Here is an 18,268-nt window from a genome sequence, read left to right on the forward strand (position 1 = left end):
CCGCTCGTCCTATCGAGCGGGGCCTTTTTTTGTTTGTCGCGAGCGTAATAAATACAGCTATCGTTAAGCGTATTCGCTGTTGTGCCCATGGAGACTTGCGATGAAAAGTTCCCTGACTTTCCTGTTATTACTGGCTACCGCAACTATTGCTCAAGCAAACAGTGTCGAAGGCGTTCCTTCTTTCGATGTGGAATGCCCCGGAAAAATCATCATTCACGCGGATCAGGACGGTCCGGTGTTGATCAACAACAAAGAAGCTGACACAAAAGCCATCAGCGAGCGTCGCTTCGAAGCCAAGGGTTCGGGCATCACGATTTCGATCGTTCTCGCCGATGACGACTCGGTGACCGTGAGCTCCACGGGCAAGGCGCCCAATGGCGTCTGCCAATCACTGGACGACTGACTCCGTCGCCACCGCCCCTAACACCAGTTTCATAAACGCCACTGACGCCGCGCTGTGAGAGTTGTTCTTGCGCCGAATCACCTCCAGCAAGGTGCTCACCGAGCCTTTCGGCCTTTGCTTCAGCTGGGGGAAACCCAAAAAATTCAATCGATTGTTGCTTAATAGTGGCGATAGCCGTGTGCCGAATCACCTCCAGCAAGGTGCTCACCGAATTGACCTCGATCACCACCTTGGGTGTGATCTGCGTCTTGGCGAAATACTCATCGATGCAGACACGGGTGGCGAAATCGGGAGTCAGCAACGCAAAGTCCAGTTGAGCGACCTGCTCGGCGGTCAAGGGTTTCTTACAGTCGTATAACGGATGATTGCGCCCCACCACCAGCCCCAGGGTTTCAATAAAAGCCGGGATCGTTTCGATGTCAGCATTTCTTACATCGTCAAACGCAATGGCGATATCCAGTGAGTCATCCGCCAGGCCGGTCTCGATATCGGCCATGGAGAGTTCAAAGATCTCCAGATGGATGTTCGGATAGAGAGCCATGTAGTCGCGCACCAACGATCCTACCAAGTACGCCATGAACGTCGGTGTCATGGCCAGGCGCAGGGTGCCGCGGGACAGATCCTTCACGTCGTGCAATGCGCGCTTGCCAGCTTCCAACTCAACCAATACGCGACGTGCACATTCAATGTAAGCCTGCCCCGCATCGGTAGGTTTTACCGTGCGCGAGGTCCGGTCGAACAGCACAACGCCGAGAGTCTCTTCCAACTGCCGGATCTGTTGCGACAAGGTCGGCTGGGAAACATGCAGCGCCTCGGCGGCGCGGGTGAAGCCGCCGTTATCGGCGACTGCCAACAAATAGCGCAAGTGTCGTAGCAGCATGGAATTCCCCCTCTATAGGCCCCGCTTATGCGTTGCATTGTATATCGGTCTTGGACGCTATCGAGCAANCAGCAGAANATTGCTTCACACCCAAGCAANCAAACCCGATAGGAGAAACACCATGCAACAGTCCCACGCTTACAACGACACCAGCCTCGAGCTGACCGCGAAAATCCTCGACGCCAAGGCGCGCAAAAACCTGTCCTTCGAACAAGTGACTGAAGGCACCGGCCTTGGCCTGGCTTACGTCACCGCTGCCCTGCTCGGCCAGCACCCGCTGCCTGAAGCCGCTGCCAAAGTGATCGGCGAAAAACTGGACCTGGATGCTGACTCGGTCGCCCGCCTGCAAATCATCCCGNTGCGCGGCAGCCTGTCGGGTGTTCCAACGGATCCGACCATCTACCGTTTCTACGAAATGATCCAGATCTACGGCACCACGCTCAAGGCCCTGGTTCACGAGAAATTTGGCGACGGCATCATCAGCGCCATCAACTTCAAGCTGAACATGAAGAAAGTCGAAGACCCAGAAGGCGGCCATCGTGCAGTGATCACCCTCGACGGCAAGTTTCTGCCACTGCGCCCTTTCTAAGGATGCAACCGGACCTGTAAATCGGCCCGCAGCCTTGCGGGCCTGCTTCAAAAAATTTCTTAACCCTTTCGATCAAGCTGCAAAGCAGTCGTGAAACCTGAATGACTTACCGCGATTCGCACGGTGAAACCCACATCCTGGAATACAGCGTGATCGGTAGCGGCTGTACCAACTGATCGTCACTCACTCAACACTCAATGAAAGGTAAACATCATGAAAGCGCTCATCGAAGGTTTTTTGAAGTTCCAAAAAGAAGCATTTCCTCAACGCACTGACCTGTTCAAACACCTGGCCACCACGCAACATCCAGGCACTCTGTTCATCACTTGCTCCGACAGCCGCGTGGTGCCGGAACTGCTGACNCAGCAAGAGCCTGGCGAACTGTTCGTGATCCGTAACGCCGGCAACATCGTGCCGTCCTACAGCCCCCANCCNGGCGGCGTGTCGGCCACGGTNGAATACGCCGTCGCCGTACTGGGCGTGACCGATATCGTGATCTGCGGCCATTCCGATTGCGGTGCCATGACCGCTGTCGCCAAATGCAAATGCATGGATCACCTGCCTGCNGTCGCGGGCTGGTTGCAACATGCCGAGTCGGCGAAAGTCATCAACGAATCGCGCCCTCACGCCAATGAAGCGGCCAAGGTCAGCTCCATGGTGCGCGAGAACGTCATCGCCCAACTGGCGAACATTCAGACCCATCCGAGCGTACGCCTGGCGCAGGAAAAAGGCCTGGTGAATCTGCATGGCTGGGTCTACGACATAGGCACCGGTTCGATCGACGCCCTGGACGCCGACAACAAGACGTTCAAGTCGCTGGTCAAACATCCGAACACCGTTGCCGTTCATGCCCGTCCCGCGCAAGCGGTTGCCTAAGTCAGCCTCTGATTTTCAGGAGTACTCAACATGCTTGAAGTCACTATGTACACCTTCCCTGGATGTACGAGGCAAATGAAGGGCGTGCCGGATCAAGGCACTTGCGGCGTTTCATACCACTGGCGAGACGGTGTTGGAAAACGCATTTTCTGCCGGATATCCGCCGCATTTGCAGCACTGGTCAGTTGTTCCAGCAGCACGAAGGCGACTTCCGTTGCCGTGCCGGGGCCGCTTGACGTGATGATGCGGCCATCCACCACCACAGGCCAGTCGACGAAACGGGCACCGGTTTCAACCAGCTGGTTTTTGCGCTTGCCACCGACCTGGTGATAGGTCGTGGCATCTTTGTCTTTCAGCACCCCGGCAACGCCCAGGCACACCGACGACACGCAGACACTGGCGACGGTTTTACCGGCCGCGACAAAGTGCCGGATGACCGCCAGAAACGGCTCACTCAAGGCCTCTTCGTAGAAGCCCGAGGGTTCGAAACCACCGGGCAATGCCAACGCGTCGAAGCTGTCGAGATCAACCTCACTCAATAAATGAGCCGGATTGAACGATAACCCGAAGGTCGTCACGATATTCCGCCGGAGGCCGGCGTTGATCAATTCCACGGGTTGGTCGCCAAGCAGATTGGCCCAACCGAGCACATCGGTAAACGCCGCCATTTCCAATGGCTCGACACCGTTGGCCAACAACATGAGTTCTTGCGCCGAATCACCTCCAGCAAGGTGCTCACCGAGCCTTTCGGCCTTTGCTTCAGCTGGGGGAAACCCAAAAAATTCAATCGATTGTTGCTTGATCTGAAATGCCCGCGTCGCAGCGCTCCCTGTTCACGGGAGCGCTGCACTCACAAGGTCGCCCTGATCAGTGATCGTCTTTTGCTGACGATGATGGCCGACGCTCGGCGGTTTCTTCGGCGTTAGGGGGAACTGGATTACTGCCTGGCGTGAACACGTGGGTCAGCAAGTCCCTGGCATCGATTTCCACGACGCCCGGCACCGAACGGGCCAGCGCAACAGCCTGCTCACACTGTTTATGGGTGTTGACCCGACCGCTCAACGCCACCGTACCCGCAAGGGTTTTGACATGGATCTGCAGGCCGAGGCTGGGTTCGGCCAAGGCCAGGGCCGACTTAACCCGGCCGGTGATCCATGTGTCGTGCACGACCGTTTCCAGATCGTGGGAGTAATGCCGAAAAGAATGAAGTTTCATGACGCAGCCCTCACTCAAGACACAGACGCAAACACACCTTAATTATAGTGCGATCGTTGCCTGTGCCCGGAATGTCAGCGTTTGACCGACAGATCGGTCTGGGTCATGCGACTGCGAATGGTGAACACGCCATCTCCCGAAAGAATCGCGCTGCGGGCAAACAGGCGACCGCTCTCCCAGTTCGAAAGCCCCAGTTCCGGCTTGTTCAGCGCGTACTGCCCATCGACCCAGCGGGTAATCCCGTTGCCCACAAACGGCGCGTTGACCGCGTTGTAGAAACGTTCATGCGCGGCCCCGTCTTCGCTGATCAGCGACACGGTGAACTGCGGGCTGTAGCGATTGAACAAGGCGATGGCGCTGTCCAGGTCATCGACGATCTTGAGGCTGACTTCCGGGGTCTCTTCCCATTCCCACTCGCGCCCCAACTGATCCTCGGGCAACGGTTCGGCCAGTGCCTCGGTCTGGTAGCCTTCGGCGCGATACACCTCAACGCTGCCGGTTTGCCATTCAGTCGGCAACCACGATTCGCTGCCCTCGACGATATGCAACTTGCAGCCTTGGCCCCGGGCGGTGCCGGCCTGCTGGAGGGCGTCGAGAAACACCGGCACCAGCTCAACGGCGCGGTCGCGCTGGATCAGGCAGACGTTCAAGGTATTGCAGACTTTGCGGTCCAGAGAATTGCGCACCACGGCGGCGAAGCGCTGGGCATCAGCGTCTTTGTCGGCGATCAGCCAGGCGCCACCCGTGCCGTGCAGACTGACGGCGGTGCCGGCCTGTTGGGCGATGCTGCCCAGTTGACTGACCGCCCGGCCCGAACCCCGGGCCACGGCCAGCGACAGACGTCGGTCGGCGAACATCGCCCAACCGGCGGCGTGATTGACGCTTTCTACCAACGACACGGCGCCGTTCGGCAAACCGGCGTCGCTGAGTGCCGGATTCAATGCGTGAGTGACGATGGCCTGAGCGGTGCCCAACGCATCGCTGCCAATGCGCAGCACGGCGGTGTTGCCGGTGCGCAACACACCGGCGGCGTCGGCGAACACATTCGGCCGGCCTTCGAACACGAACGCGACGATGCCCAGCGGCGACACCACTTGTTCGACTTTCCAGCCGTCGTGCTCGACGCAACTTATGACCTTGCCGCGAGTCGCCGACGCATCGCGCCAGGCGCGCAGGCCGGCGATCATGTCGCGGCGCATGCGCTCATCGGCCAGCAGTCGCGTGGTGGAGCGCCCGCGGGCCTTGGCACGCTCAATGTCGGCCAGGTTGGCGGCCTCGATCAGCGCCCAGCAATCGGGAGTTTCCAGCCGTTGGGCAAACAGATCGAAGAACGTGCTGATCGCCTGATCCGAGACGCTGGACAGCGCGCTGAACGCCGCTTCGGCGCGCTCAATGGCGACGGCCGCCGCTTGCTGGTCAGCCACCGGAATCAGCAACAACTCGCCGCTGACCTGCTCCACCAGCAAATGGTCCCCGGGCTGAAAGCGCGCGGCCAGTTCGGGGCTGACGACAGTGACACGATTACCGGCAAAAGGGATCGGCGTGCCAGCGACTAGACGTTCGAGCGCAAAAGACATGAAGCGGTTTCACCATGCTGTGGGCGGCTGGAAAATGTATAGGAAAATCCACGGAGCGTCATTAACCGCTCAGGCCCTAATGCCTCAGAACACCGACCAGCCGATCCGCTGGCTCAACAATTCCAGCGCCGCCATGCCGGCCAGCGAGTTGCCGGCGGCATTCAGTTCCGGTGACCAGACGCACACCGTGAACTGCCCCGGCACCACCGCGACGATTCCCCCGCCCACACCGCTTTTGCCCGGCAAACCGACGCGATAAGCAAAATTGCCCGCCTCGTCATACAGCCCGCTGGTGGCCATGATCGAGTTGACTTGCTTGGTCTGACGCGCGGTCAGGATTTGCTCGCCGCTGTGTTTGCAAAACCCGTCGTTGGCCAGGAAGCAGAACGCCCGGGCCAGGTCCACGCAATTCATGCGCAGCGCGCAATGGCTGAAGTAGCTGCGCAGCACCGCGTCCACGTCGTTGTGGAAGTTGCCGAAGGACTTCATCAGGTACGCCATGGCCGCGTTGCGCGCGCCGTGTTGGGCTTCGGATTCGGCGACGACGCCGTCCACCATGACCTGCGGGTTACCGGACAACCGACGGACGAAGTCGCGCATCGAGAGGATCGGCACGGCAAAGCGCGACTGGTTGATATCGCAGATCACCAAGGCACCGGCGTTGATAAACGGATTGCGCGGGCGGCCGCGTTCGAATTCCAGCTGCACCATGGAATTGAACGGTTGCCCCGAAGGCTCGTGGCCCAAGCGTTCCCAGATGGTTTCGCCGCCGTGGTCGATGGCCTGCACCAGGCTGAACACCTTGGAGATACTCTGCACCGAGAACAGGGTGTCGGCATCACCNGCGCAATACAGCTCGCCATCGTTGCCATACACGGCAATGCCCAACTGATTGGCCGGCACCGTGCCGAGGGCGGGAATGTAGTCAGCCACCTTGCCCTGACCGATCAGCGGCCGGACAGCATCAAGGATCTCGTTCAACAGCGCTTGCATGCCGGGTTCCGAAGTCTCGCCCCGTGGGATTGCGGGGACACGGAGGCTAGACGCCATTGGCTGGCGCTGGATCACAGATTGCTTAAACACCTCGCTCAAAATCTCCAACATCCCTGTGGGAGCGGGCTTGCCCGCGATTGCGGACTGCCAGTCAACATCATCGTTGAATGACACACCGCTATCGCGGGCAAGCCCGCTCCCACAGGGATGCGATGGTGCCTGTGTATCGGAGTGTGTACAGACGCCCTTGTGACACACCCCATCCATAAAACCCCGCACCAAAGACACATCGCAGATACACCCGCTTGATGAACTGTGCGTGTCGATTGGCCCTGCCGATCAAAGCGCTCAACTCACTCAACGCTACGGAGTATCACCATGTTCAAGCTCTCGACTTCTTCCCTGACCCTCGGCCTGATCATCGCCGGCGGCCTGGCCCTGTCCAACGTGGCTTCGGCTTCCGAATCCGAAGCGTTCAGCATGAAACAACTGGCTCACGGCTACAGCCAGGTCCAGGCCGACACCGCGGAAAAGCCCGCTGAAGGCAAATGTGGCGAAGGCAAGTGCGGCGCCGGCGAGTAACCCGATTGCGCGGGGCAACCGCTGCCCCGCCTTCCTGACTGAACGGAGATCAAGCTCATGAACACCTCACTTTCATCGGCCGTGAAAGGCCTGCACCTGAACCTCGACCGTGCCGGCAGCTGGCTCGCGCCTTTGACGCTGCGATTGTTCATTGCCTGGGAATTCTTCGAGTCGGGCCTGGAAAAATGGAACGGCGAGAACTGGTTCGCCGACATCCAGGACGCCTTCCCGTTTCCGTTCAACCACGTGCCGGCCACGCTGAACTGGGAACTGTCGATGTGGGCCGAACTGATCTGCGCCCTGGCCATCCTGGTCGGCTTCGGAACGCGGGTATCGGCCATCATTCTGATCGTCGTCACGATTGTCGCGACCGCTGCCGTTCACTGGCCGGCCGATTGGTCTACATTGAGTGAGCTTGCCCAGGGTTACGCCATCAGCAACAAGGGTCACGGCAACTTCAAGCTGCCGCTGATCTACCTCGCCGCCATGATGCCGTTGTTGCTCTCGGGTGCCGGCAAGCTCAGCCTGGATGCACTGTTGGCCCGATTTTTCTGGCGTCGCACTCAGCATTGACCGACCAGAGGCTCGGGCGCGTCCTCCACTCCCTTGAAAAACGGAGCAATCGCCATGAGCCTCACTCTCTACGGTTTTGACGGCAGTACCTATGTGCGCACAGTGAAAATGCTGCTTGCGGAAAAAGACGCGGACTTCGACCAGGTGCAGGTCAACGTGATCAAAGGCGAGCCGCACCTGCCGGAACATCTGGTGCGGCACCCCTTCGGCAAGGTGCCCGTCATCGACCATGACGGCTTCCGGGTCATCGAAACCGGCGCGATCGTGGCCTATCTGGACGAAGTCCTGCCCGGACCCTCCATCACACCGGATAACGCCCACGACCGCGCTCGCACCCACATGGCCCAGGGCATCTACGATTCCTATGGCTACGGCAACCTGGTGCAGGTGTTCGGCTACCATCTTTTTCCTGACTTCATTGGCGGGCAGAATGAAGAGTCGCGCCGCAAAGGAATCGAGAACTCGAAACGGGTGTTGCGCGAGTTGATGAAAATAAAAGGCACCGATCCGTATATCGCAGGTCTTGAACCCAGTATCGGTGACTTTTACCTGGCACCGGGCTGCGCCTACATCGCGATGACGCCGGATGCGCCTCAGGTGTTTTCGGTGGACGGTTTCGACGGATGGTGGAAACGTATGCAGTCTCTGCCAAGCTACAAGGCCACGCAGCCGAAATAAGCCTCAACCCCACTCACTTGCGTAGACAGGAGCCACCATGAGCGTGACCACCCAATGGATCGAGATCGACAGCGACGAAGGCACCTTCGGCGCTTACCTGGCGATTCCGCATACCCGCAAAGGTCCGGGGATCGTGCTGATCCAGGAAATCTTCGGCGTGAATGAACACATCCGTTCAGTCGCGGAGCAATATGCCGCCGATGGTTACCTGGTGATTGCGCCGGACCTGTTCTGGCGCAATGGCCACCGCATCGAACTGACTTACGACGAAGCCGGCTGGAAACGCGCCGTCGAGCTGATGAACGCCACGGACATCGAAAAGGCGCAGAGCGACATCAAACTGGCCATCGAAGCGCTGGATGCGCAACCTGGCCTGGACGGCGGCATCGCCTCCATCGGTTATTGCTTCGGCGGCTTGCTGTCCTACCTCACCGCCACCAATGGACTGGTGGATGTGGCTATCGCCTACTACGGTGGCGGCATCCAGAATCATTTGGACCGTGCCGATGAAATCGAGGTGCCGTTGCTGATGCACTTCGGCGAACAGGACAGCCACATTCCACTGGAAGCCGTGGAAAAAATCGCCGAGCGTTTCGACAACAACGACAACGTGGAAATTGTTGTCTACCCGGAGGCCGAACATGGTTTTAACTGCTCGCACCGCGACAGTTACAACCAGCGTGCAGCGGCTGAGGCGCATGGCAATACGTTGATCTTTTTGGGGCAGGAGTTGTAAAAGCCGACGCCATGCAAAAGGCACCTTCATCAAGCGATGAAGGTGCCTTTTTTCTGCGCCACGCTTACTTGATCAGCATTCCCAGCGGACTCAGCGGCCCGATCGGCATCAGTTCGAAGGTCAGCAAATCGACTGCCCCCAGCGGCAATGCCTTGAGCAAACGATCAGCCTCATCGGAAGTCATGGAGCAAAATCCAATGATAAAACTTCAAGCCGTTGTTAAGAGGGGCAATGCGATTGGAACCGTTTTACGGCCACACAGGCATGAGGATGGACATTACGTGGTCAGCATGACTCGATTCGAGAAGGACTATATCCGTTTCGCAAACCCGGATGAACTGCCTCTCTGGGTCGACAAAGGCTACAGCCTGCGAATGAGCAATCCTCATGTTTCCAATCACCGGTCACCCAGCCTTATTAGCCCTGCCTCAATCGAGATGCTCAGTGAAGGCACCTCGGGGGCTGATGGGGGTGCGCAACCGGTGTCCGGCACGTCATCGTTGCTGTCACTGACCGGCATAGGAGGTTCGGCACTGGTCGATGCGTTGAACTACGCGAAGTTCTAGCAGCATGTCATGGGCGCCCATTGAGCGCCCATGGCCTTCTAAATGACGACCTACTTCGCCGACCCATCATGCGGTTTGTAAAACCGGAACATCCCGGTTTCAGCGGTTTTGATGTACTCCTTGGCCCAGTCCGGTTTCACCGTGCGGTCATGAAAATACATCGCGCCACCGGTGCGATCCGGGAGCTGCTTGTTCAGCGCCTTGCGCGCGATTTCCTTGGCCAGGGCATATTGCGTCTCTTCCTGGACCGTGTCTGGGCGCCCGTCGCACCACCACGAAAACTGGCAGCTCTTGGTCTCGGAACCTTGCTTGACCACCGCGCACACGGTGTCGGGGAAACCGGCGTGGCCGAGGCGGTTCATGACCACGTTGGCGACCGCTTCCATGTCGGCGGTGTCCTTGCCTTTGGCCTCCCAGTAGATGGAGCGAGCCATGCAGGTGATGGGATCGTCCAGCGGTGACTTGCCGACGGGATCGACCGCCTGGACTTCAGGTTGGGTGATTGCCTCGGATTTCGGTACGGGCAGATCGCCGCCCTTCTCCGCGGCTTTCTGCTCAAGCACTTGGGCCTTGTCTTCAGCCACTTCCTTTTTCTGCTGCTGGTCGTCGGCAATCACCTGGCCTGCGATTAGGGTAATGACGAGAAACGTAGCTGACCATTTGAGGAACATGATGGAGACACTCTGTGTGGCGTCGAGGGAAGCGCCCGTTAGGCGACTTGGCTTCAGTGTAGTAGCCAAATCATGTCAGCAAGCGGACAACAAAGCGCAAAAAGGCATTGCGCGGCATGGGGTGGAATCGCGCATCATGGGCGCAGTCAAATCAAGGGAGATTTCCATGCGCGTCCTGTCATCCGCTCTGCGTTTTGCCGTGTTGCCGCTGGGGTTGGTGTTCGCCGCCAACGCCATGGCGACCGAAGAGACGCAACTGGTCGAGTCGATCAACGTTTACCGTAGTCAGGTGCAGCGTTGCGCCGGTCAGGCGTCACCGGAATTGCCGCCGTTGACCAACGATCAGCGTCTGGTGCTATCGGCCAGCGGGCCTGTCGATTTGCAGCAGGCCATGGCTCGGGCGTCGTACCCGATGGTCAACGTGCAGGCGATCACATTGTCCGGCCCGCGAGATGCGCAGTCCGCCATCACGGCGATCAAGGAGAGCTTTTGCCAAGTAGTGCTGAACCCGCAATTCATCGATGTCGGGGTCAGCCACGAGGGACGCGACTGGCGCATTGTGCTGGCACGACCGCTATTGACCGCGCGCCTGGGCGACGCTGCGGCTGAAGGCCAGAAGCTCCTGGAATTGCTCAACGCCGCCCGTACCCAACCCCGTCAGTGCGGTGGTCAACCGTTTGCCGCGACCACACCGCTGGCCTGGAACGCGACGCTGGCGACCGCCGCCCAGGAACATACCCGGTCCATGGCCAATAACAATTTCTTCGACCACAAGGACCGCGACGGCCGCACACCGGGGGATCGCGCAGAACTGGCGGGTTACAACTATCAAGAGGTCGGCGAGAACATCGCTGCCGGGCAAGACACCCCGCGCAAGGTGGTGGACGGCTGGCTCGCCAGCCCCGGCCATTGCGCCAACCTGATGAACCCGCAATTTCGCGAGTTGGGGGCAGCCTATGCNNTTGATCCAAAGAGTGACGCCGGGATTTACTGGACAGCCATGTTCGGTACGCAGTAAAGGCGATGGTCAGAGCGGTGGTTCACCGCTCTTACAACGTGTGTTGTTGGTTGCCGATGTCTTTGGCTTTTTCGATTGCCCACTCCAAAGCCGCTTCCATGTCCAACAGATGGGGGGACGGGTGATGGTCCTCTTCAATGACCGAGCCATCCGGCCGGTAAACACCGATGAACATTTTCAGGGAGCCGTCCTTCAATATTTCGGCCTTCACTTCGATCTTGCATCCATTGGATAGCGTTTCCTTGTGTTCCTCATGGCGTTCAGTCATCGCTGGATCCTCTCGTCGGTGATAGCCGAGTCACGGGTTAATCGGGAATAACCCCCTTCTGTGCAAGCCGTTTCAACGCGTTGATCATGATCTCGCCGATTTTTGTTTCACACAACACCCTGTAGCAGTGCCGCGGACGACTGCGACTAACCTCCCGGGACAGCGGCGTAATGCCACCTATACTCCATTCCACCAACCCCGCCCGGGGCCTGCACAACCAACAATAAAAAGCAGAGGTGGAACATGGTCTGGCAGCAAATCTACGATCCCTTCGGTAACCCGGTGCTTTCTACCATCATGGCGGCGGTGCCGGTGGTGGTGATGCTGGCATCCCTGGCGTTTTTCCATATCAAGGCGCATCTGGCGGCCTTGCTGGCCCTTGGCTCGGCTTTGTTGATTGCCATTTTTGCCTTCGGCATGCCGGCGAACATGGCGGGCTCGGCGGCACTCTACGGCGCCGCCAACGGCCTGCTGCCGATTGGCTGGATTGTGCTCAACATCATCTTCCTGCATCGGCTGACCACCGAAAACGGCTCGTTCAAAGTGCTGCAGGATTCCCTTGCGCGCATCACTGACGATCGACGCCTGCAACTGCTGCTGATTGCCTTCTGCTTCGGCGCCTTCTTTGAAGGGGCTGCCGGGTTCGGCACGCCGGTGGCGGTGACCGGGGCGATTCTGATCGGCTTGGGCTTCTCGCCGTTGGCTGCCTCTGGCCTGGCGTTGATCGCCAACACCGCGCCCGTGGCGTTCGGTGCACTGGGCACGCCCATCATCACCCTGGCCAAGGTCACCGGCCTGGATGAAATGGAGCTGTCGATGATGGTCGGCCGGCAGTTGCCGTTCTTCTCGGTGCTGGTGCCGTTCTGGTTGATCTGGGCCTTTGCCGGCTGGCGCAAAATGCTGGAAATCTGGCCGGCCATTCTGGTCGCCGGGGTCAGTTTCGCCGTGCCGCAGTTCCTGGTGTCCAACTACCACGGGCCGATGCTGGTGGACGTGATCGCCGCGCTGATCTCCATGGCGTGCCTGACCGGTTTCCTCAAGGTCTGGAAACCGGCCACGATACACACCTCGGCCGCCCTGACCGGGCGCGTCGACAACTCGAAAATCGACGAGGAACATCAGCAAAAAGCCGAGACCAGTGGGGCCTTCGCCAGCGATGCGAAACCGGCGGTGATGCGCGCCTGGATGCCGTGGATCATCCTCACCGTGTTCGTGTTCGCCTGGGGCACCCAGGGCTTCAAGAACATGTTCGACACCCGCCCGGCAATCGATCCGGCCACTAACTCAGCCAAGCTCGACCCTCAGGGCAAACCGATGCGCGAAGCCAACCCGATCTTCGCCCCGATCGTGACCTTCACCACCATTCACCAGCAAATCGAAAAGGTGCCGCCCGTGGTGCCCGCGGCTAAAACCGAGGAAGCGGTCTACAAGTTCACCTGGTTCACCAGCACCGGCAGCGGCATCCTCCTGGCGGCCATCGTCGGCGGCCTGCTGATGGGCTATTCCATCCCGCAACTGGCACGCCAATACCTGCGAACGCTGTGGGTGGTGCGTTACTCACTCATCACCATCGTGGCCATGCTTGCGCTCGGTTTCCTCACCCGCTACTCAGGTCTTGACGCCACCATGGGCCTGGCCTTCGCCGCGACTGGCATCTTCTACCCCATGTTCGGCACCCTCCTCGGCTGGCTCGGCGTGGCGCTGACCGGCTCCGACACGGCCTCCAACGTGCTGTTCGGCGGCTTGCAACGAGTGACCGCCGAGCAACTGGGCATCAGCCCGGTGTTGATGGCCGCGGCCAACAGTTCTGGCGGGGTCATGGGCAAAATGGTCGACGCCCAGTCGATCGTGGTCGCGTCCACGGCAACTCGCTGGTACGGGCATGAAGGGGAGATTCTGCGTTATGTGTTCTTCCACTCGATTGTGCTGGCGATTCTGGTTGGGGGCTTGGTGACGTTGCAGGCTTATGTGGCGCCGTTCAGCAGTATGGTGGTGGGCGGGCACTAGACGTCAAACGGTCCATAACCCGGGCGAGTTCGCCCGGGTTAGGGCTTGCAACGCACGGATCAAGTCAGACGCCCCCCCGACATCAACCCCTCCGTCAGCAATGACACCAACGGCTGCACCAGATGCTGAGTCCGAACATCATCGCCAACCACCGCCACTTCGGTGCTGGGCAAGGTCGGTAACTTCTCCGACGGTTCCAGTATCCGCATTCCTTCCTGCAAAAACGAAGTCCCCAACACCGTAATCCCCAACCCTCCCGCAACTGCCGCCTGCACGCCCATCAAATTGCTGGCCAAGCATGCGGATGCCCATTCCCGCCCGACCGTGGCCAGGGCTTCGATCATGATTGCGCGGTATGCACAGGGTGGACGCATCATCACCAGGCGCACCGGTTTCGACGATTCGATTTCGTAATCCTTCGCGGCAATCCACACCAACGGTTCGCGCCAGATGACCCGGCCTCTTGTGGTGCCGGAACTGAATTTTCGCTTGGAAATAACCACGTCCAGTAGCCCGGCTTCGTAGTCGGTGAGCAGGTCGTCGCTCAGGCCGGTGGTCAGTTCCAGTTGAATGTCGGGGTACAACTGGGTGAAGCGCGACAGCAGCTTGGGAAGCTGGGTCGGCACGAGATTTTCCGAGATCCCCAGGCGCAGCAGGTTGACGGTCGCGGGGGCTCTGATGTCCCGCATGAAGGTGTCGAAATGCACCATCATTCGGCGCACACCCACCAGCAGGCGTTCGCCGTCCGGGGTCAGCGTCAGCGCGCGGCTGGTGCGCTCGAAGACACGAAAACCGAGCACCTCTTCCAGCCGGATGATCTTCTGGCTCACCGCCGATTGCGACCGCGCAATCACCTCGGCAGCCGCGGTGAAACTGCCGGTCTCCGCCACCGCGATAAACGCCCGTAGCAGGTCGATCTCAAGGTCGCTGGCTTGCATGATGGATTCGCCTTTCAACTGGATGCCATTAAATTTATGCGTTTGTGTTCTAGATAGCAATTGCCGAACATCGTACTCAACCTGAATACGAGGAGTTCGAAAATGGCAGTCAATACAGCGGTAGAGATTGTTGAACGTTTCTGGCGTGAAGTCTGGCAAGCCAAAGATCCACAAGCCGCAGCACGCTTCGTGGCTGAAGACTTTGTCATCACTTCTGGCGGTATGGATATCGTTGGCCGCGAAGCCTTCATTCAATGGATCGGCGTCTTTCTGTCGAAGATCGAAGACTTCGAGTTCGGCAGTATCGAGACGTTTCAGAATGCCGAAGGCACTCGCGTTGCCTCTCGCTGGAAACTGGCGGGAAAGAACCAGGGATTTATTGGTGGCCGCACGTGCAACAGCCCTTTTGAAATGCTCGGCACCGCGGTCTGGGAAGTTCGGCCGGATGGCCTGCTGGCACACAACTGGGTGGAGCGTAATTCGCTGGAAGTTCATCGCGATTTGATCGGGCTCTGAACTTTAACGTTTAAAGTTGCCAACTGCAGAGTTTCACCCCGCTCCCTCTGTTTGCGTCCACGCAACGCGCTCGGAGGGAGCACCCTGGTCGAATTTAAAATGACACCGACGANTGACCCGAGCCTGCCAGACGGCAGACGTTGCTCACACTCATCATCACTACAGGAAACACATCATGAACATTCGAACATTGCTTGCTACAACCACGCTGACCATTGCCGCGTTCACCGGTTACGCCCAGGCCGACACTCCCAACGTACCCGCCAATCCTTATCACTACGGCATGCCGATACACGTGGCCGAGGTCATTTCCCTTGAGGAACCTCGTTCCGCCGATTGCGAAGTGGTTGCCGCCAAACTGACTTATCTGGACGACTCCGGGAACGTCAAAGCCTTTACCTACTTCAAAATGGCCCAGGCCTGCGAAGTGCAGAACTGAATGTGGGGCTGTAAAACAAAAGCCGCATTGAACGGCAAAGCAAATGACCCGCTGGTGCATCGCATCAGCGGGTCTTTTTTTACGACGGATTAAAGAAGATCAGGCGCCGGCCACCAACACCTGCAACAAGCCACCCGCACCACCGCCAGCTCTGGACTGGACTGGATCAACAGCAACAAACAATACGCGGCGATGATGCAGCTTGGTGGTGACCAGGTAGTCATATGAGTGATCGTACTAACAGGTCATTTTATGGGTCGTATCCATACGATTCCATCCTCCCTCAAAACGTCTTTAAAGTCATCCCCGACATTAACTTGCTGAATCTCCCAATATTCAAACTCCCTCAGCCCTCCCTTCCAGTTCATAACCACTTTAGTAGCAGTAGCAGATTTAAAAGTGCCTTTATGGATATTAGGTGTTTGAACATCGATAGGGGCGTCGACGGCAATATTAGTGAACGAACCTTGTGAGTATGGCATTTCAATAGTTCCATCTATTCATAGAGGCTTCATCCTAAATCGACAACTGTTCAATATCACCTGTAAGAAATGACAGTTGTTTATAACTTTTCGACGTAACACCTTTGAAATTGTATTAGAAGCAGTCGCGACGCCCTCTTCTGAGAAACGAGTTAAGTATGCTTGGCTAATAGCTTGAACGCTTCAACTTCCCCCCAATCACCAACCACTCCATCGACTACCCATTCCTGGTTGGCAGCATAACCGCTTTCTCACAACGCGCCCCTGTAGGAGCAAAACTTACTTGCGAAGGACGATAACGCGGCGTCCAGACTAATCACATCATGTACAAGCCCAAACGCCAGACAGTTAGCAGGAACACCAAGCACCGAGAAACCTGTGGCGAGAGAGGTTGCTACCACTAGACCGCGCAACGGCCCCAAAAAGGCACCGCTGCACAGCCCAACGTCCGCTACTCACTCACCACAGAAGACAGCACCTACTTAGGCAGATCAATCTTATCCAACACCCGATTCGCCGTGATCTCCGCCACCATGATGCTGTTGGAAATGCCCAGCAATGCGTAGCGCGATTCCCCCTCTAGATGATTCACCAACTGATGGACCATCACGTCAACCGACGCCAGTATCTCGACCAGATAAACCGCCAGGGTTTCGGCCGTGGCCTCCGGATCTACGGAAAACAGCGTGCTGCGTGTTCGCGGGCAGGCTTTGATGTCGGCATTCGACGGGAAGTGGAAGTCGAGTGCCCGCTCGGCGGCTTCGTTGAGCTTCTTTGAATCGGGTTCGTACGGGAAGACCGGATCGGTGTCCGGCGGGTTTGGTGTGACTTTGAACATGGTGAAACTCCTAGAGAAATGNNNACCCTCTTGCTGCTAAACGAGAGGGAGGCAGCTGCACGCAGGTTAGCAGACCGGGAAANACCCGAAGGCCTCCCACGCACAGCCGCCATGACATGAACGACAGACCTGACAAGCATCTGCTCACGAGCGTTAGACGTTGTGCGTCTAGAGATTACCCGGGCTGCGAAACCCGATCACTGATGGGCAGTGACGGGTATCAAATTACCGAGGGGCCCCTAGGCGCACAAGCCGGCGGATTCTGGCGCAGCCGTAGGCAACGGCGCAAGGTTTTGTAGCTTTCAGGACGTAACCTTGAGAGCGCTTAAACAAAGAAGCTTCGGCTATGTTTATTAACGCCGCGCGAATGGTAAAAATCAGGTGTACACCCAATCCTGTAGGAGATGTCGAGTGAAACGAGGCAGCTCCTACAGGGGTAAGGGGGAACGAGGCAGCTCCTACAGGGGTAAGGGGGATGCCTGCTTTTCACGCGGTCCTTTCTGCCACCTTCGCCGAAGCTTCACTCGCTCCGAACACCAACCCCGAAGCAAACACCACCCCAAGAATCACGCCCCCCGCCCCCAGCAACTGCCACACATTGGGCAGCACACCGAGTATCGAGGACACCAGCATGGTGAACACAGGCGCCAGGTTGAAGAAGATCGACGTGCGCGCCGCGCCGATGGCATGAATGCCTTTGAACCACAGCAAGTAGGCAATCAACGAACCACAGACCGCCAGATAAACCACCGCGCCATGCACAGACAGCGAAGCCGCACTGATCGAGGCCATCGGGCTTTCATAGATGAAGCCCAGCACGATCAGGCCAATGACACCGAACAACATGGAAAATGTGGTGGTTTCCAGCGGTGTCGAGTCTTTGACGAAGCGTCGGGTGCCGACCATGTTGGCTGCCCAGGCGATGCTGCCGGCCAGGATGATTGCGTCGCCGGTCGCCACTTTCAGCCCGAGCAGCACCTGGATATCCCCGCGCGTGATCACCAGTCCAACGCCCAGCAAGCCCAGCACCAGCCCGATGGCGCGGCCGCGATCGATGCGTTCGCCTTCGAGCAGCACGGCGAAGATCATGGTCCACAGTGGCGTGGTCGCCAGGATCAGCGCGCCGTTGATGGGTGTGGTGGTTTGCAGACCGAAGAAGGTTGCGAGGTTGAACGCAGTAAAGCCCAGCAGGCCCAGACCGATAAAGGCCGGTAGATTTTGCTTCAGCGTGGCGAGGCGCAACTTGCCCGCCAGGCCGAAAATCAGCACCAGCAACAGGGTGGATATGGCAAAGCGCTCAATTGAGGCGCTGATCGGTGCCATGCTCTTGATGATGTAGGCGCCGGCATTGAAGTTGGTGCCCCAGAAAAACGTGGCACCGACGATGCCGGCATACGCGAGAGGGGTTGATTTTGACATGGCT

23 protein-coding genes are annotated in these 18,268 nt (G+C 58.4%); 13 read left to right on the top strand and 10 right to left on the bottom strand.

Annotated elements, in window-relative coordinates; all coding sequences use genetic code 11:
* The first annotated feature begins 100 nt into the window (after nt 1–100).
* The gene (locus B7L09_RS03615; protein ID WP_094467779.1) at nt 101–403 is read left to right on the top strand and encodes a hypothetical protein; all 303 of its coding nucleotides are present in this window, start codon (nt 101–103) and stop codon (nt 401–403) included.
* Here B7L09_RS03615 and cynR read toward each other — a convergent pair.
* A complete protein-coding gene (cynR, locus tag B7L09_RS03620; protein ID WP_255141742.1) occupies nt 309–1,283 on the bottom strand; it encodes a transcriptional regulator CynR in 975 nt (324 codons plus the stop codon). The two genes, B7L09_RS03615 and cynR, sit on opposite strands and share 95 nt — an antisense overlap.
* A gap of 121 nt (nt 1,284–1,404) precedes the next feature.
* On the opposite strand from cynR, the gene cynS reads away from it, so the two are divergent.
* The 3 genes from cynS to B7L09_RS03635 all read left to right on the top strand — a co-directional run bounded on the left by cynS (nt 1,405) and on the right by B7L09_RS03635 (nt 2,748).
* A complete protein-coding gene (gene cynS, locus B7L09_RS03625; RefSeq protein ID WP_094467780.1) occupies nt 1,405–1,872 on the top strand; it encodes a cyanase in 468 nt (155 codons plus the stop codon).
* 101 nt (nt 1,873–1,973) lie between these two features.
* Complete coding sequence (locus tag B7L09_RS03630) at nt 1,974–2,048, top strand: DUF2790 domain-containing protein (protein WP_255141745.1); 75 nt, start codon at nt 1,974–1,976, stop codon at nt 2,046–2,048.
* A gap of 37 nt (nt 2,049–2,085) precedes the next feature.
* On the top strand, nt 2,086–2,748 hold the full coding sequence (locus tag B7L09_RS03635) for a carbonic anhydrase (protein WP_094467781.1): 663 nt from the start codon (nt 2,086–2,088) through the stop codon (nt 2,746–2,748).
* A gap of 92 nt (nt 2,749–2,840) precedes the next feature.
* Here B7L09_RS03635 and B7L09_RS03640 read toward each other — a convergent pair whose 3' ends face one another.
* The 4 genes from B7L09_RS03640 to glsB all read right to left on the bottom strand — a co-directional run bounded on the left by B7L09_RS03640 (nt 2,841) and on the right by glsB (nt 6,533).
* Nucleotides 2,841–3,449 carry a DJ-1/PfpI family protein gene (locus tag B7L09_RS03640; RefSeq protein WP_094467782.1) on the bottom strand — a complete coding sequence of 203 codons (609 nt, stop codon included), beginning with the start codon at nt 3,447–3,449 and terminating at the stop codon, nt 2,841–2,843.
* A gap of 166 nt (nt 3,450–3,615) precedes the next feature.
* On the bottom strand, nt 3,616–3,963 hold the full coding sequence (locus B7L09_RS03645; protein WP_010459553.1) for a BON domain-containing protein: 348 nt from the start codon (nt 3,961–3,963) through the stop codon (nt 3,616–3,618).
* A 74-nt stretch (nt 3,964–4,037) separates the two neighbouring features.
* Nucleotides 4,038–5,540: an aldehyde dehydrogenase family protein gene (locus tag B7L09_RS03650; protein ID WP_094467783.1), complete on the bottom strand. Its 1,503-nt coding sequence runs from the start codon at nt 5,538–5,540 to the stop codon at nt 4,038–4,040.
* A gap of 84 nt (nt 5,541–5,624) precedes the next feature.
* Nucleotides 5,625–6,533: a glutaminase B gene (gene glsB, locus B7L09_RS03655; protein WP_094467784.1), complete on the bottom strand. Its 909-nt coding sequence runs from the start codon at nt 6,531–6,533 to the stop codon at nt 5,625–5,627.
* Nucleotides 6,534–6,911: 378 nt separating this feature from the next.
* Between glsB and B7L09_RS03665 the strand changes: the two genes are divergently transcribed.
* The 5 genes from B7L09_RS03665 to B7L09_RS03685 all read left to right on the top strand — a co-directional run bounded on the left by B7L09_RS03665 (nt 6,912) and on the right by B7L09_RS03685 (nt 9,668).
* A complete protein-coding gene (locus tag B7L09_RS03665) occupies nt 6,912–7,115 on the top strand; it encodes an HvfA family oxazolone/thioamide-modified RiPP metallophore (RefSeq protein WP_059405530.1) in 204 nt (67 codons plus the stop codon).
* Between the two features lie 57 nt (nt 7,116–7,172).
* Nucleotides 7,173–7,688, top strand: a complete 516-nt coding sequence (locus B7L09_RS03670) for an HvfX family Cu-binding RiPP maturation protein (RefSeq protein ID WP_077750138.1) — start codon at nt 7,173–7,175, stop codon at nt 7,686–7,688.
* 54 nt (nt 7,689–7,742) lie between these two features.
* On the top strand, nt 7,743–8,366 hold the full coding sequence (locus B7L09_RS03675; protein WP_094467786.1) for a glutathione S-transferase family protein: 624 nt from the start codon (nt 7,743–7,745) through the stop codon (nt 8,364–8,366).
* 37 nt (nt 8,367–8,403) lie between these two features.
* Complete coding sequence (locus B7L09_RS03680) at nt 8,404–9,102, top strand: dienelactone hydrolase family protein (RefSeq protein ID WP_094467787.1); 699 nt, start codon at nt 8,404–8,406, stop codon at nt 9,100–9,102.
* 290 nt (nt 9,103–9,392) lie between these two features.
* Nucleotides 9,393–9,668, top strand: a complete 276-nt coding sequence (locus tag B7L09_RS03685) for a hypothetical protein (RefSeq protein ID WP_141213424.1) — start codon at nt 9,393–9,395, stop codon at nt 9,666–9,668.
* A 50-nt stretch (nt 9,669–9,718) separates the two neighbouring features.
* On the opposite strand, the gene B7L09_RS03690 is transcribed toward B7L09_RS03685, so the two are convergent.
* Complete coding sequence (locus B7L09_RS03690) at nt 9,719–10,339, bottom strand: cell wall hydrolase (RefSeq protein WP_094467789.1); 621 nt, start codon at nt 10,337–10,339, stop codon at nt 9,719–9,721.
* A gap of 166 nt (nt 10,340–10,505) precedes the next feature.
* On the opposite strand from B7L09_RS03690, the gene B7L09_RS03695 reads away from it, so the two are divergent.
* Nucleotides 10,506–11,357 (top strand): CAP domain-containing protein, encoded by an 852-nt coding sequence (locus tag B7L09_RS03695; RefSeq protein WP_094467790.1) that lies wholly within the window; start codon nt 10,506–10,508, stop codon nt 11,355–11,357.
* A 31-nt stretch (nt 11,358–11,388) separates the two neighbouring features.
* Here the strand turns inward: B7L09_RS03695 and B7L09_RS03700 are convergent, their stop codons facing one another.
* A complete protein-coding gene (locus B7L09_RS03700) occupies nt 11,389–11,625 on the bottom strand; it encodes a hypothetical protein (protein WP_094467791.1) in 237 nt (78 codons plus the stop codon).
* A gap of 243 nt (nt 11,626–11,868) precedes the next feature.
* Between B7L09_RS03700 and B7L09_RS03705 the strand changes: the two genes are divergently transcribed.
* Nucleotides 11,869–13,632, top strand: coding sequence for an L-lactate permease (locus B7L09_RS03705; RefSeq protein ID WP_094467792.1), 1,764 nt, complete (start codon nt 11,869–11,871; stop codon nt 13,630–13,632).
* Nucleotides 13,633–13,691: 59 nt separating this feature from the next.
* Here the strand turns inward: B7L09_RS03705 and B7L09_RS03710 are convergent, their stop codons facing one another.
* Complete coding sequence (locus B7L09_RS03710; RefSeq protein WP_094467793.1) at nt 13,692–14,570, bottom strand: LysR substrate-binding domain-containing protein; 879 nt, start codon at nt 14,568–14,570, stop codon at nt 13,692–13,694.
* 102 nt (nt 14,571–14,672) lie between these two features.
* Between B7L09_RS03710 and B7L09_RS03715 the strand changes: the two genes are divergently transcribed.
* Nucleotides 14,673–15,086, top strand: coding sequence for an ester cyclase (locus B7L09_RS03715; protein WP_094467794.1), 414 nt, complete (start codon nt 14,673–14,675; stop codon nt 15,084–15,086).
* A gap of 175 nt (nt 15,087–15,261) precedes the next feature.
* Nucleotides 15,262–15,525: a DUF2790 domain-containing protein gene (locus tag B7L09_RS03720; RefSeq protein ID WP_094467795.1), complete on the top strand. Its 264-nt coding sequence runs from the start codon at nt 15,262–15,264 to the stop codon at nt 15,523–15,525.
* A gap of 960 nt (nt 15,526–16,485) precedes the next feature.
* Here the strand turns inward: B7L09_RS03720 and B7L09_RS03730 are convergent.
* Both B7L09_RS03730 and B7L09_RS03735 read right to left on the bottom strand, forming a co-directional pair.
* Nucleotides 16,486–16,845 (bottom strand): DUF6124 family protein, encoded by a 360-nt coding sequence (locus B7L09_RS03730; protein ID WP_094467797.1) that lies wholly within the window; start codon nt 16,843–16,845, stop codon nt 16,486–16,488.
* Nucleotides 16,846–17,331: 486 nt separating this feature from the next.
* Nucleotides 17,332–18,264, bottom strand: coding sequence for a DMT family transporter (locus tag B7L09_RS03735; protein WP_094467798.1), 933 nt, complete (start codon nt 18,262–18,264; stop codon nt 17,332–17,334).
* Between the last annotated feature and the right edge of the window lie 4 nt (nt 18,265–18,268).

This window comes from Pseudomonas mandelii (genome assembly GCF_002251635.1).
GTDB classification, from domain to species: Bacteria; Pseudomonadota; Gammaproteobacteria; order Pseudomonadales; family Pseudomonadaceae; genus Aquipseudomonas; species Aquipseudomonas mandelii_B.

Excerpts from the sequence above, each read along its gene's own strand:
- B7L09_RS03720 (WP_094467795.1), top strand. The coding sequence starts at position 15,262 with ATGAACATTCGAACATTGCTTGCTACAACCACGCTGACCATTGCCGCG.
- B7L09_RS03715 (WP_094467794.1), top strand. The coding sequence starts at position 14,673 with ATGGCAGTCAATACAGCGGTAGAGATTGTTGAACGTTTCTGGCGTGAA.
- B7L09_RS03670 (WP_077750138.1), top strand. The coding sequence starts at position 7,173 with ATGAACACCTCACTTTCATCGGCCGTGAAAGGCCTGCACCTGAACCTC.
- B7L09_RS03690 (WP_094467789.1), bottom strand. The coding sequence starts at position 10,339 with ATGTTCCTCAAATGGTCAGCTACGTTTCTCGTCATTACCCTAATCGCA.
- B7L09_RS03705 (WP_094467792.1), top strand. The coding sequence starts at position 11,869 with ATGGTCTGGCAGCAAATCTACGATCCCTTCGGTAACCCGGTGCTTTCT.
- B7L09_RS03680 (WP_094467787.1), top strand. The coding sequence starts at position 8,404 with ATGAGCGTGACCACCCAATGGATCGAGATCGACAGCGACGAAGGCACC.
- cynR (WP_255141742.1), bottom strand. The coding sequence starts at position 1,283 with ATGCTGCTACGACACTTGCGCTATTTGTTGGCAGTCGCCGATAACGGC.
- B7L09_RS03710 (WP_094467793.1), bottom strand. The coding sequence starts at position 14,570 with ATGCAAGCCAGCGACCTTGAGATCGACCTGCTACGGGCGTTTATCGCG.
- B7L09_RS03650 (WP_094467783.1), bottom strand. The coding sequence starts at position 5,540 with ATGTCTTTTGCGCTCGAACGTCTAGTCGCTGGCACGCCGATCCCTTTT.
- B7L09_RS03700 (WP_094467791.1), bottom strand. The coding sequence starts at position 11,625 with ATGACTGAACGCCATGAGGAACACAAGGAAACGCTATCCAATGGATGC.
- B7L09_RS03735 (WP_094467798.1), bottom strand. The coding sequence starts at position 18,264 with ATGTCAAAATCAACCCCTCTCGCGTATGCCGGCATCGTCGGTGCCACG.
- B7L09_RS03645 (WP_010459553.1), bottom strand. The coding sequence starts at position 3,963 with ATGAAACTTCATTCTTTTCGGCATTACTCCCACGATCTGGAAACGGTC.
- B7L09_RS03665 (WP_059405530.1), top strand. The coding sequence starts at position 6,912 with ATGTTCAAGCTCTCGACTTCTTCCCTGACCCTCGGCCTGATCATCGCC.
- B7L09_RS03615 (WP_094467779.1), top strand. The coding sequence starts at position 101 with ATGAAAAGTTCCCTGACTTTCCTGTTATTACTGGCTACCGCAACTATT.
- B7L09_RS03730 (WP_094467797.1), bottom strand. The coding sequence starts at position 16,845 with ATGTTCAAAGTCACACCAAACCCGCCGGACACCGATCCGGTCTTCCCG.
- B7L09_RS03640 (WP_094467782.1), bottom strand. The coding sequence starts at position 3,449 with ATGTTGTTGGCCAACGGTGTCGAGCCATTGGAAATGGCGGCGTTTACC.
- B7L09_RS03675 (WP_094467786.1), top strand. The coding sequence starts at position 7,743 with ATGAGCCTCACTCTCTACGGTTTTGACGGCAGTACCTATGTGCGCACA.
- B7L09_RS03685 (WP_141213424.1), top strand. The coding sequence starts at position 9,393 with ATGACTCGATTCGAGAAGGACTATATCCGTTTCGCAAACCCGGATGAA.